The following is a 13,241-nucleotide window of genomic DNA, read 5'->3' as shown; positions in this document are numbered from 1 at the left end:
CAAGAAAAGGTGAAATTATGACTCCATATGAAGTAATCGACCCCAAAGATTTATACGACATGATTGATCACTTTTATTACCTTGTAGAAAAGGATACACGGATTAATCATCTTTTCCCTGGTGACTTTGCAGAAACAAGTCGTAAACAAAAACAATTCTTAACACAATTTTTAGGTGGTCCTGCTTTATATACAGAAGAACATGGACACCCTATGTTACGTCAACGTCACATGCCTTTTAAAATAACAACTAAAGAACGAGATGCATGGTTAGAAAATATGGAAAAAGCACTTACGACATCTCATTTAGAAAGAGATATACAAGAATATTTATTTGAAAGACTTAAGCTAACTGCAAATCACATGGTTAACGCTTAATATAGTTGAAGGTGGATAATATGGCCGAAGAATTAAGATTAATCCATGCTAATGAACAAAGTAATGCTGATTTAACACCAGCAAGCAAAATAGAAATATATTCATTTTTCGATCCATTTTGCGAAGATTGTTTTAATCTTTCTTCTACATTAGCAAAGTTAAAAATAGAATATCAAAAATACGTAAAGATTCGTCAGATTTTGAACCCATCTCTTATAGTATTAACTAAATGTCAGGCTCAAAGTACATGTGAATTTGATAATATAGCACTAGCTTTTAAAGCTGCTGAATTACAAGGACATAATCGAGCTACAAGATTTTTAAATTTAATTCAGAATGAGATTATACCTCATGAAAAAATTATTACAACAGAACTTATTAGAAAATGCGCTTTTAAATCGGGAATAGACTTATCTGTTTTTATAAATGATTTAAAAGAACAAGCTTTAACAGAAAGTCTACAGACGGACATGCATATTGCTCGAGAAATGGATGTAAATATGACACCTTCCCTTGTATTCTTTAATGAAGATATACATTCAGAAGGTTTAAAAGTCGAAGGAACATATCCTTATCATATTTATACGTATATCATTCAAGAATTAATCGGGACAGAAGTTGAGAAACAACTTCCACCTAAACTAATCGAATATATACAATCACAAAAACTCGTTTCCGAACAAGAAATAGCAACAATATATGAGTGGCCAGAGAAAATTGTAAAAAGAGAACTTAAAAAATTACAATTACAAGGTTACATTGAACAACAAGAATCTATTCATGGAGACTTCTGGAAATATAAGAAATGAAATTTACAAACTGAGCCTTGAACAATAAGTTTATTAGACTCAAATCAAACGGGATTGGGAAAGCATTATAAAAACAGCCAAAATTCTTTAGATAATAAGAATTTTGGCTGTTTTTTTGTATGAGGAGCGATGATAATTCACTTTTATTCAGAAATCTAGGGATAAGAAGTGCTCTATGTTGCACGTGGGCTTTCTCTTGCAACTTTCGGAGGTGCTATATTGCACGTCGACATTCTCTTGCAACATCCAGGGGCAATATGTTGCACGTGAGCTTCGTCTTGCAACATCCGGGGGCAATATGTTGCACGTGGGCTTTGTCTTGCAACATCCAGGGGCAATATGTTGCACGTGAGCTTCGTCTTGCAACTTTCGGGGCCTCTATGTTGCACGTGGACCTTCTCTTGCAACTTTCGAGGGCACTATTTTGTATTTTATTGATTTCTACAATAACATTCTTACTTATTAATACCAAAATAAAAAAAGGATTTATCCGTAGGTTTTCACCTAATGGATAAATCCTTTTAATTTGCATGAAAGATTAATTAATCTTTTGGGCTATTGCCTAATAGATAACTTTTGGGATGTTAACTATGAACGAATAAATAAAAAACACCGTGTCTGATTACACGGTGCTTAAACAAAGGGGATGGGAGAAATTTTTCACTTCAAACAAAGGGGTATGTTTGTTATGTGATTAATTTCATATACGTAATATAACATGCTATGTACACATAATTCAACAGAAAACATCGTATTTTTCTATTTGTCACACACTTGTCATATTGGAAACGTGTACATGCTTTTATTCGCCTTTAACCAGTTTTTCAAAGGCATTTAATTTCTCTTCAAATACTTCCATCGCTTCTTCGATTGGTTGTGTAGATGTCATATCGACACCAGCTTTTTTCAATACTTCAATTGGATAATCTGAGCTTCCTGCTTTTAAGAATTCATTGATATATCTTTTAACAGCTGGTTCGCCCTCTTCTAAAATTTGTTTGCTTAATGCTTGTGCAGCACTATATCCTGTAGCATATTGATAAACATAGAAATTATAATAGAAGTGTGGGATACGAGACCACTCTTTAGCAATATTGTCATCTGTTATAACGGCATCACCAAAATACTTTTTATTAAGTTCAGCATATTCATTATTTAATCTTTCAGCCGTTAAAGGTTCGCCGTCTTCTACAATTTTATGGATTAAATATTCGAATTCAGCAAACATTGTTTGTCTGAATAATGTTGCTCTAAATCTTTCAAGTTCTTGGTTTAATAAATATTTACGTTTTTCAGGATCTTCTAAGTTTTTATCCATGTATTCACTTAAAAGTGCTTCATTTGTTGTAGATGCAACTTCTGCTACAAAGATTGAATAATCACTTTCATTTGATAATTGATGTTTACGACTAAAGTAACTATGAGCAGAATGTCCGAATTCATGAATTAGCGTAAATAAGTCAGAAATTGAATCTGTCCAGTTTAATAAAATAAATGGATTAGTTAAATGTGCACCAGATGAATAACCACCTGAACGTTTACCTTTATTCTCATAAACGTCTACCCATCTATTATTCAATCCTTCTTCAACAACTTCTATATATTCTTGCCCCATTGGTTGTAATGCTTTAACCATCCAATCTTTAGCTTCTTCGTAAGGCATATCAAATGAAGAATCTTGAACTAATGGTGTATACATATCATACATATGCATTTCGTCTAAAGCTAATAATTCTTTTCTTAATTCTGTATAACGGTGTAATAAAGGTAGATGCTTATGTACAGTTTCAATTAAGTTATCGTATACATCTTCTGGTATGAAATTATTAGATAATGCTTGTTGTCTAGCAGAATCATAATTGCGTACTTTAGAACTGAATATAGCTGTTTTTACTTTACCACTTAAAGTAGCTGTTAAAGTATTATTATGACTACCATAAGCTTCATATACATTATCGTATGCTGATTTTCTTAATACTCTATCTTCAGATTCTAATAGTTTTATATATGTTCCTTGCGTTAATTCGTGTTCATTACCATCTTTATCAATTGCTGGTTTAAATGTTAAATCAGCATTATTGAACATACCGAAAACATTACTTGGCGTTTGCAATGCTTCGCCCGCTTCAGCTAATATTTTTTCTTCTTTATCGCCTAAAATATGAGGTCTCTTTTTATTTAATTTTTCAATATCAAATCGGTATCTCTTTAATCCGTCATGTGATTCAACGAATTGATTTAATGTATCTTCATCTATAGACATTAATTCAGGTAAAATAAAGCTCCAAGCACTTGCAAATTTATTAGCTAAAGTTGCAGCTTTTGCTTCATATCCAGCGTATTTATCATTAGCAGTATCTTGATCGTGCTTTAAATGTGCATAGACATATACTTTACCTAATTTCTCGTCAATTTCACTATCTAATAATAGAGCGTTATATAGTGTTTCAGCATTATCTTTCAAATGTCCTTTATACTGTTGTTCTTTCCCTAAATAAGACTCTAATTCATTGAAAGCTTCTTCGTATGCTTCATCTGAAGAAAATATTGTTGTTAAATCCCAAGTGTACTTTTCTTCTTGTTCTTCCCTAGTAATTAATTTTGCCATATTAATAGCCTCCTTTGACATTCATATTAATAATTTTCTCATTAATCTCATTTTTTTGCACGTGATAAAGTCATTTTATTAAGTATTGATAAATATGACTTCAAGGCGCTTTTTAAAATGTCTTCCTTGGAATAGTTCACATTATTAAAAGTTCTAAATTTAATGAAAGAATTAAAACGTTCAAAAGTAAACGTACCATTATTAATTTCTAAATATAAATAACATTGCCACGTTATAGCATTCGTTAAAATATATAATTGTTCAGGTACAATTATTCCTAAAAATTTAGGTCTATTCTTATGTATGAGACCAGATTGATATAATAAGGATAAAGTTGGTTCTAAAACACTTCTTGTTTGTCTACATTTTCCAAGATAATTATTATAAAAATTATCATTCAAAAGAAATGTTGGCACTCTTGATACATTATGTGCTTGTAATAAATCTTCCCATTTTATGATATTCTTTCTAAAAATAAAATGGGAAACATCTAATGATTGTAATTGATCATATTTAATTAGCAACTTACGATTATAATCATATGTAATAAGTGTTCGATGCGTATGATTGATGAGAGCAGCTTCAAAATAACTTAACTTTAATATCCCATTATACTCATTCGCCGGTTTACTTATCCAAATCACATTTAAATTTAAAGCCCTAAATCCTGCTGTTCTGCTACCTAACAACTCTAGATTAATTGGTGAATATTGAAACTCTATAACAAGGTTACGATTTATCAATATGTCTGGTATTTGTTCGATTTCATGCAAATAATATTCCATGTCTATTTGTACTTTCTTATTTAAACTTGAATAAATGTGGTGCTTAGATGCTAAATGGGCTAAAGTTTCTTTCTTATAAACGTTTTTTAAACAATAACTATTAGATTTATGAGCAAAATGAGCAATAGTATGCTTTCCACGTCTAAGAATTAACTCAGAATTACATTCAGGACATCTATACAATTCATTGGATTTTGCATGTTGAGCATATACAAGTTCATTTCTAGTATTTAATCCCATAAGCATAAAAAAACACCTCTTTACTTTATTAAACGTAAAGAGGTGTTAAAATTACTTATTTTTAATTTGATTTTTTGGTTCAAAATATCTCGTGATTTGACCCATTACATTATAACTCATAACAACCTTAGCATAATCATCTAAATATAATTTAGACACTTGAGTTGGATTTGCATACTCTAATAGTTGTCCGTAGAAATCATTAATAATTTCTTCGTTATCTATTTGATCAAATTGTACATAATAATAATATTTGTTGTCTAACATATATAATAAGTCTGTAAATACTAAGTCTTTATGTTCATTATAATGTGCATATTCAATAATATCTTCTAACTCTTCAAATCTAACAAGCAATCCTATATCTTTAGGAACAAATTGCTTTCTAGTTTCTTCATCTTGATCGTTTAAGAGTTCTCCAATATTTTGATCGGAATCGAGTGCTTGAGATAAGAAATCATTGACTTGATATTCTAATTGTTCATTAGATTCTTCATCAGTCATATTTAACAGTTCATCGCCTTTAGACTTAGAAACTGTAACTTCTACACCCTTTTCGAATGCATGCACTTGAATCCATAACGGGCCTTCGACTACGAATTCTTCTTCGTCATTAATTTCATCCATCATTGACCAGAAAAATTCTTCACCACGTTTGCGGTTGGTCCATAAATCTTCTCTCTTGAAACCTCGCGCTTCGATGTCTTGATAAGTTATAAATAATTTTACCGTTGTTTCATCAATTCGTTCTATTCTCATAATGTCACACTCCCTTACTCTAGGAATAGTACATCCATTGTATTATAAACTCTTACATTTTAACAGTAATTTGTTCGAACTATTTTCTTTTATTTTTATACACAAAAATAGCCCCTGTAAACAGGAGCCATAATTCTAATATTAGACCAAATTAGTCAACCATACGTTGAGCTTCTAAAAGTTGGAATGTACGCACTTTGCGTGGTAAGAAACGACGAATTTCATCTTCGTTATAACCAACTTGTAGACGTTTATCATCTAAGATAATTGGACGACGTAATAGTCCTGGGTTATCTTGAATAATTGTATATAGTTCTTGTAGTGGTAATGCATCGATATCCACATTTAATTTTTGATATGTTTTAGAACGAGTTGAAATAATTTCATCTGTTCCGTCTTCTGTCATTTTTAAGATTGATTTAATTTCATCTAATGTTAAGTGTTCTGAAAAAATATTACGCTCCGTATACGGAATGTCATGTTCTTGTAACCATGCTTTCGCTTTACGGCAAGATGTGCAACTTGGTGAAGTAAATAATGTTACCATACATCTCACTCTCCTAATTGAATATTATTTATGTTAAACGTCAGTGAACTTTATAAGATTATATTCCACTTATATATCATTTACCCTATATAGCACTAGGTTAAACATAAATGCTCACTTTGTTTAATTCCTATCTTAACGCTATAAATATATTATATAACTCAAAGATTAAAATTAAATGAGAAAAAACTAATAATTCATTAAAAAGCGAATAAATTATTGATTAATTCAGTGTAAATTGCGCATTTCCCTACTCATTAAGAATAACACAACTTACAAATTAATAAAATACTGTTATAATAGTAGAAAGAAATTATGTAGAAAAGAGGCATTTTTTTAATGGAAACTTTATTCTCTGGCATCCAACCTAGTGGGATTCCTACAATAGGAAATTACATTGGTGCGCTGAAACAATTCAATGAAATTCAATATAATTATGATTGCTATTTCTGTATTGTAGATCAACATGCAATAACAGTACCTCAAGATCGACTAAAATTACGTGAAAACACACGTAAGTTAGCAGCTATTTATTTAGCTTCCGGAATCGACCATGAGAAAGCAACATTATTTATCCAATCTGAAGTTCCTGCTCACATTCAAGCAGGTTGGATTTTAACAACAATATCTTCAATTGGTGAATTGGAAAGAATGACACAATATAAGGATAAAGCTCAGAAACAATTTCAAGGTATACCAGCAGGTTTATTAACTTACCCACCTTTAATGGCAGCTGATATTGTACTATATAATACAAATATCGTTCCAGTGGGCGACGATCAAAAACAACATTTAGAATTAACTAGAAATGTAGTAGATCGTTTTAATACTAAATACAATGATATTTTAACTAAACCTTCTATTCATATGCCGAAATTCGGTGCAAGAATTATGAGCTTACAAGATCCAACTAAAAAAATGAGTAAAAGTGATGATAATCAGAAAAACTTTATTTCATTATTAGATGAACCAAACGTTGCCGCTAAAAAAATAAAAAGTGCCGTAACTGACTCTGATGGTATTGTTAAATACGATAAAGAGAACAAACCAGGCATCAGTAACCTACTTGTCATATACTCTAGTATCACAGGTCAAACTGTTGAAGAATTAGAAGCACAATATGAGGGCAAAGGTTATGGAGATTTTAAAACCGATTTATCAGAAGAAGTTAAACGATTCTTAACAGACTTCCAAGAAAAATATAACTATTTCTATGAAAACAAAGATATTCTAGACGAAATTCTTGATCAAGGTAGAGATAAAGCTAGTAAAGTCGCTAATAAGACGCTTAAAAAAATGGAAAATGCAATGGGATTAGGTAGAAAAAGAAAATAACCATAAAATTATGAGACTAGAAGATCAATCCTAACTCAAAATAAATAAGCATATCACTTAACTGATTAATACAGTTTGTAAGTGATATGCTTATTTTTTAAATCTATAATTTTGTTCATACATGGTTGCACTTGATATAGTTTGATCCAGTAGTCACATACTCATACTATCCTACTAAGTGACAGCACTAGACAAATTCGTTATAACTTTCAATTTTTTATACAAAGTTTTCATAGACGACACTGGCAATGTTGAAAAAGCTTGATTTGAACGCATTTTCAATCCAATCAACTACTGCCAATATATAATATAATTTAGGAACAACTTTATGAGACAATAACGGTAGTCTTATTGACTATTCTTACCAAACGTGTCAATAACGGGGTCCTCAATGTATTCATAATGACAGCGATGTTAATACTACACATTAGATTTCGTAAATTAATTCTTAATTATAATAAAAATCTTTATTGTTACTTCCATAATAAAAAGAGTTACTCGTCTAGACATCATAGTCTAAATGAGTAACTCTTATTTAATATTTGTGCATTATTTTTTATTTTTCAATATATGCTTCTTTCAATGTAGATACCCCACCAAATTGGTGATTAACGACGTTTTTAACATTTGGTTTTTGTAGTTGAGCTACACCAACTTGATAAAGTGGTACTATGCCCGCTTCGTTTAACAACATACCTTCTGCTCGTTGTAATTCTTTTAGTCGTTTATCTGGATTTTCAGCTAGTGATGAGTCTGCTGCTTTAATAATCTTGTCATATTCTTTATTAGACCAGCCTGTGTTGTTATGTGAACCATCTGTTACATAAAGCTCTAAGAATGTCATCGGGTCAGGATAGTCTGGTATCCAGTTTTCTAATGACATTTCATATTGTCCTTTAGAAACAACATCTAGTTTTTGTTTAAATGGTTGTTGTTTAATTTTAATATTTACACCATCTAAATTTTTCTCAAGTTGTTCTTTGAAATATTCAGCATCTCTTTTAGCTGTATCTTTGTCGTATGTCATTAATTCAATCGTAAATTCATCTTTCCCTAATTCTTTTTTAGCTTTTTCAAAATGTTCTTTAGCTTCTTTCACATTGTAGTGATTTTCATTTTTAACGCCATCTTGGTATTCATTACCTTTACTGTCTTTAACAAAGTCTTTTGGCACAAAGTTATCAGCTGGAATAGATCCGTTATTTAAATTATTTTTTACATAAGCTTTTTTATCAATTGCTTTTGCAAATGCTAATCTAAAGTCTTCGTTTTTAAATTCTGGAACTTTATCTTCGTTTAATTTGAAATAATAAGTTATTGTATCTAATTCCGTTGTGTAACCTTTATCATCTTTATATTTATTAACTTGTTCTGCAGGTAATTCAACAATGTCTAATTTATTTGTTTCGTATAAATTTACTGCAGTAGAAGCTTCTTTTACAACTTTGTAATTAACTTTATCCAATTTAACTTTATCTTTATCCCAGTACTCATCGTTTTTCTCAAGGGTAACTTTGTCATCTGTTTTCCATTCAGTCATTTTGAAAGGACCATTATATAATGTGTTTTTCAAAGTTGTACCATATTTATCGCCTTGTTTCTCAACGAATTTTTTATTTTGCGGCATAAACGTACCGAATGAAAGTAATTCTTTATAGTATGGTAATGACTTCGTTAGTTCGAACTCTAATGTGTGGTCATCTATAGCTTTTACACCAAGTTCTTCTGGCTTCTTATCTCCAGAATTGACTTCTTCTGCATTTTTAATGTCGAATAATATATAAGCATATTCAGATGCAGTATCTGGATCAACTACTTTTCTCCAAGCATATACGAAATCATTTGCTGTAACTGGGTCTCCATTAGACCATTTAGCATTTTCTCTTAATTTAACTGTCCACTTTTTACCGTCGTTAGTGATTTTCGGCTCCCCTTTAGCGACAGCCGGAATAGCTTTATCGTCTTTATCTAATGTATACAAACCTTCCATCGTTTGGAAAAACATATCAAATGAAAGTCCATCAGTAGCCATTGCAGAATCCATTGTTGGAACATCTCCATTGATTTGGAGGTTTAATGTTTGCCCATCTTTTGAACTTTTTCCACCGCTTCCTCCTGATGAACAAGCACTCAATACTAAAACTGCAGTTAACAATATCGATAAAATTTTTATACCTTTTGACATGTAACTCATCCCCTTAGTTTCTATTTATTTAAACTATGATTTGTTACTTTTGCTTACTTGCATGCTTTAAGTCTGTGTCTCCCCCAAACTTATGTCTTTCAATGTCATTAACATAACTTTGAGTTAAACGTGCATTACCTTGTTGGTAAATAGGTATAATAGTCGCTTCATCTAATAACAATGACTCAGCATCTTGCATTGCTTCAACACGTTCTTGCTCTTTCTTCAGTAGTTTATTTCCTGAATCCTCAATTTTCTTATCATATTCTTTGTTTTTCCATCCAGTTTCATTCATAACATTATCGCTAGTAAATAATTCAAGGAATGACATAGCATCTGGATAATCAGGAGCCCATCTTCCAAATGAAATTTGATAATCCATACTTGATTCTAATTTTAATTTTTGTTTAAACGGTTGCTGTTTAACTTTAATTTTTACACCAGGTAAATTTTGTTCGATTTGTTCTTTAAAGTATTCAGCGTCTTTCTTGGCATTGTCTTGATCATAAGTTAATAATTCAAATGTAAATTCATCTTTACCAAGATCTTTTTTAGCTTTTTCTAAATGCTTTTTAGCTGATTCTTTATCAAATTTATTTTCTGTTTCGACGCCTTTAGTATAATCTTTACCTTTAGTATCTTTTACAAATTCGGTCGGAACTAATGTTTTAGCTGGTTTAGAACCATTGTTTAAATTACTCTTAACATATTGTTCTCTATCAATCGATTGAGCAATTGCCATTCTTAAATCTTTATTTTTAAATTCTGGTACATCCTTTTGATTCATTCTCATAAAGTAAACTCTAGCTTCTAGTTCGGTATTATAAGCTTTATCGTCTTTATATTTATTTACGTTTTCAGCTGGTATTAAAGCTTCATCAACATCACCAGCATTATACATATTTAAAGCTGTTTGAGGTTCTTTAACAACTTTAAAGTTAACACTGTCTAATTTGACATTCCCTTTATCCCAATACTTATCATTTTTCTTCAAAGTATAATTATCTTCTGTTTTCCAATCTGATAAAGTAAACGGTCCATTATATAATGTATCTTTAGCTGTTGTACCGTACTTATCTCCTTTTTCTTTAACGAATTTTTCATTTTGAGGTAAAAATGAACCGAAAGTAAGTAACTCTTGATAATAAGGTAATTCACGATTAAGTTTAATTTCTAAAGTTTTATCATCAACCGCTTTTACACCTAACTCTTCAGGTTTCTTTTTACCTTTATTAATATCTTCAGCATTCTCGATATCAAACATGATAAATGCATATTCAGAAGCTGTCTTTGGCGTAACTAGCTTTCTCCAAGCATAAACGAAATCATTTGCTGTAACTTTCTCTCCATTAGACCACTCAGCATCTCTTAATTCTATCGTCCAAGTTAAACCGTCATCAGATTTCTTTGGATCTCCTTTCGCTATACCCGGAATAGCTTTATCATGTTTATCTAATTTGTACAAACCTTCCATTGTGTTATTCAATACATCAAAAGAAGTTGCATCTGTTGCTAAACTTGAATCCATCGATGGTATATCAGAAATTGAAATAAGACGTAATGACTTGCCATCCCCTGCAGCATCACTGTCCTTCTTTTCCTTTCCACCCCCGCTACATGCTGACAAAACTAAAGTTATCGACAAAAGTACTAATGAAATTAATTTCAACCTCTTCTTTCTCATAAACATATCCCCTTATTCGATTTTTGAAAATTCAGTCATTTTCTGAACTTTCTTTAATTATAAAGATATTTATAATTTGTCGCAACTTAATTTTTCTATTATATGTATAAATTATGTTCTTCTTGTTCATATATTTAGTGATTCCACTTATAAAATAAAAAAACCTTACAAAACATTTAAGCTTTGTAAGGTTCTATCTATTAAATATTATTTAGCACCTTTTATTTCTACTTCTTTAAGGGTATAATCTCCACCATATTTATGGTTTTGCCAATTTTTGATATAAGGCTGTCTTAAACGTGCTGATCCTGTTTGGAATAGCGGCGCGATAGATGCTGAATCTAAAAATTGCGTTTCTGCATCTTGTAATTTTTTAATTCGCTTATCTTCGTTCTCTTCTTTAAGCATTTCATCTGAATTCGCTTCTTCCAAAGCTTTATCATATTCTTCATTAGCATAGCCTGTTTGGTTATGAGGTGAATCAGATGTAAATAAATCTAAGAATGTTGTTGGGTCTGGATAATCTGGGAACCACCCAGCAAATGAAATATCGAAATCTTTTTTAGATTCTAATGCTAATTTCTGTTTAAAAGGTTGTTGTTTAATTTTTAATGTAACGCCTGGAAGATTTTTTTCTACTTGTTCTTTAACGAACTCTCCTGCTTTTTTAGATTCATCTTCATCATATGTTAAGAGTTCTATTGTGAATTTATCTTTTCCTAAATCTTTTTTAGCTTTTTCAAGTGATTTCTTAGCATCATCTTTATCAAATTCCAGTGGTGATTTCACACCATCTATATAATCTTTACCTTTACCATCTTTAACGAAATCTTTAATCATTAATGTATCTAATGGTTTAGATCCGTTGTTTAATAAGGAATCGACATAAGATTTTTTATTTACTGATGTTGCTATTGCTTTTCTTAAATCTTCATTCTCTAAATCTTTATTTTTCTCTTTGTTAATTCTAAAGAAATAGCTTCCTGAAGTAGACTGGGTAGAGAAGTCTTCTCTATCTTTATATTTTTTTACGTTTTGTGCATCCAATCCTACCATATCTAGCTTACCAGTTTGGTACATATTAATTGCTGTTTGTGTATTTTTCACAACTTTGATATTAACATCTTTAAGTTTAACTTTATCTTTATCCCAATATTTATCATTCTTCTCTAATTTCCACTTATCTTCAGATTTCCATTCTGTTAATTTAAACGGGCCGTTTGATAAAGTTGTTTCAGCTGTTGTACCAAAATCATCACCATGTTTTTTCACAAATTTTTCATTTTGCGGCATGTATGAGCTGAATGCTAATAAACTTTCCATCCATGGAACATCTTTTACAAGTTTAATTTCTAATGTTTGATCATCAATTGCTTTAACGCCTAGTTCTTCAGGTTTTTTATCACTGTTTGTAATTTCTTTTGCATTTTCTATGTTTTCAAACATATATGAAAATTCAGCAGCAGTATCTGGATCTACAGTACGTCTCCATGCAAATACAAAGTCGTGAGCTGTTACTGGATTGCCATTAGACCATTTTGCATCATCACGTAGCTTAATCGTCCATGTTTTACCATCGTTTGATTTTTCAGGTTCACCTTTTGCTACACCTGGTACTGGCTTATCATCTTTATCTAATACATATAAACCTTCTAATGTTTGTGTAAATGTCGTAAATGAAACTTGGTCAGAAGCTAATGATGGATCCATAGTAGGAATATCATCGCCAGAAGATAAATTTAATTCGTTCTTGGATTTAGATTGTTTAATTTTATCGCTATTATCTTCTTTTTCGTTGCTACCGCATGCTGCTAACGTTAATATAATCGCACTTATCACTGCAAATAAAGCTGTGAGTTTTCTCTTCATTTTATTACTCCCCTTACATTTAGTGATTTAATAGCTTTCAGTT

10 protein-coding genes are annotated in these 13,241 nt (G+C 30.9%); 3 read left to right on the top strand and 7 right to left on the bottom strand.

From position 1 onward, the window contains the following. Nucleotides 1-17: 17 nt before the first annotated feature. Complete coding sequence (locus LQ682_RS06385; RefSeq protein ID WP_064211107.1) at nucleotides 18-377, top strand: globin domain-containing protein; 360 nt, start codon at nucleotides 18-20, stop codon at nucleotides 375-377. A 20-nt stretch (nucleotides 378-397) separates the two neighbouring features. Then, nucleotides 398-1,186: a DsbA family protein gene (locus LQ682_RS06380; RefSeq protein ID WP_239724029.1), complete on the top strand. Its 789-nt coding sequence runs from the start codon at nucleotides 398-400 to the stop codon at nucleotides 1,184-1,186. Between the two features lie 802 nt (nucleotides 1,187-1,988). On the opposite strand, the gene pepF is transcribed toward LQ682_RS06380, so the two are convergent. The 4 genes from pepF to spxA form a co-directional block, all read right to left on the bottom strand. After that, on the bottom strand, nucleotides 1,989-3,794 hold the full coding sequence (gene pepF / locus LQ682_RS06375; protein WP_218707334.1) for an oligoendopeptidase F: 1,806 nt from the start codon (nucleotides 3,792-3,794) through the stop codon (nucleotides 1,989-1,991). Between the two features lie 47 nt (nucleotides 3,795-3,841). Next, nucleotides 3,842-4,825: a competence protein CoiA gene (locus LQ682_RS06370; RefSeq protein WP_239724026.1), complete on the bottom strand. Its 984-nt coding sequence runs from the start codon at nucleotides 4,823-4,825 to the stop codon at nucleotides 3,842-3,844. 45 nt (nucleotides 4,826-4,870) lie between these two features. After that, the gene (gene mecA / locus LQ682_RS06365; RefSeq protein ID WP_016999379.1) at nucleotides 4,871-5,578 is read right to left on the bottom strand and encodes an adaptor protein MecA; all 708 of its coding nucleotides are present in this window, start codon (nucleotides 5,576-5,578) and stop codon (nucleotides 4,871-4,873) included. A 151-nt stretch (nucleotides 5,579-5,729) separates the two neighbouring features. Further along, nucleotides 5,730-6,125 (bottom strand): transcriptional regulator SpxA, encoded by a 396-nt coding sequence (spxA, locus tag LQ682_RS06360; RefSeq protein ID WP_016999380.1) that lies wholly within the window; start codon nucleotides 6,123-6,125, stop codon nucleotides 5,730-5,732. Nucleotides 6,126-6,464: 339 nt separating this feature from the next. On the opposite strand from spxA, the gene trpS reads away from it, so the two are divergent. Continuing rightward, nucleotides 6,465-7,460 (top strand): tryptophan--tRNA ligase, encoded by a 996-nt coding sequence (gene trpS, locus LQ682_RS06355; RefSeq protein ID WP_064204855.1) that lies wholly within the window; start codon nucleotides 6,465-6,467, stop codon nucleotides 7,458-7,460. A gap of 556 nt (nucleotides 7,461-8,016) precedes the next feature. Here the strand turns inward: trpS and LQ682_RS06350 are convergent. The 3 genes from LQ682_RS06350 to LQ682_RS06340 all read right to left on the bottom strand — a co-directional run bounded on the left by LQ682_RS06350 (nucleotide 8,017) and on the right by LQ682_RS06340 (nucleotide 13,198). Beyond that, nucleotides 8,017-9,645 carry a peptide ABC transporter substrate-binding protein gene (locus LQ682_RS06350; RefSeq protein ID WP_064204854.1) on the bottom strand — a complete coding sequence of 543 codons (1,629 nt, stop codon included), beginning with the start codon at nucleotides 9,643-9,645 and terminating at the stop codon, nucleotides 8,017-8,019. Between the two features lie 43 nt (nucleotides 9,646-9,688). After that, nucleotides 9,689-11,329: a peptide ABC transporter substrate-binding protein gene (locus LQ682_RS06345; protein ID WP_135031726.1), complete on the bottom strand. Its 1,641-nt coding sequence runs from the start codon at nucleotides 11,327-11,329 to the stop codon at nucleotides 9,689-9,691. A 207-nt stretch (nucleotides 11,330-11,536) separates the two neighbouring features. Further along, complete coding sequence (locus LQ682_RS06340) at nucleotides 11,537-13,198, bottom strand: peptide ABC transporter substrate-binding protein (RefSeq protein WP_239724025.1); 1,662 nt, start codon at nucleotides 13,196-13,198, stop codon at nucleotides 11,537-11,539. Between the last annotated feature and the right edge of the window lie 43 nt (nucleotides 13,199-13,241).

Source organism: Mammaliicoccus sp. A-M4, from assembly GCF_022386955.1.
Classification (GTDB): domain Bacteria; phylum Bacillota; class Bacilli; order Staphylococcales; family Staphylococcaceae; genus Mammaliicoccus; species Mammaliicoccus lentus.
This window is presented reverse-complemented; position numbering and strand designations above follow the sequence as displayed.

Coding starts and splice junctions, on each gene's coding strand:
- LQ682_RS06385 (WP_064211107.1), top strand. CDS start 18: ATGACTCCATATGAAGTAATCGACCCCAAAGATTTATACGACATGATT.
- LQ682_RS06380 (WP_239724029.1), top strand. CDS start 398: ATGGCCGAAGAATTAAGATTAATCCATGCTAATGAACAAAGTAATGCT.
- pepF (WP_218707334.1), bottom strand. CDS start 3,794: ATGGCAAAATTAATTACTAGGGAAGAACAAGAAGAAAAGTACACTTGG.
- LQ682_RS06370 (WP_239724026.1), bottom strand. CDS start 4,825: ATGCTTATGGGATTAAATACTAGAAATGAACTTGTATATGCTCAACAT.
- mecA (WP_016999379.1), bottom strand. CDS start 5,578: ATGAGAATAGAACGAATTGATGAAACAACGGTAAAATTATTTATAACT.
- spxA (WP_016999380.1), bottom strand. CDS start 6,125: ATGGTAACATTATTTACTTCACCAAGTTGCACATCTTGCCGTAAAGCG.
- trpS (WP_064204855.1), top strand. CDS start 6,465: ATGGAAACTTTATTCTCTGGCATCCAACCTAGTGGGATTCCTACAATA.
- LQ682_RS06350 (WP_064204854.1), bottom strand. CDS start 9,645: ATGTCAAAAGGTATAAAAATTTTATCGATATTGTTAACTGCAGTTTTA.
- LQ682_RS06345 (WP_135031726.1), bottom strand. CDS start 11,329: ATGAGAAAGAAGAGGTTGAAATTAATTTCATTAGTACTTTTGTCGATA.
- LQ682_RS06340 (WP_239724025.1), bottom strand. CDS start 13,198: ATGAAGAGAAAACTCACAGCTTTATTTGCAGTGATAAGTGCGATTATA.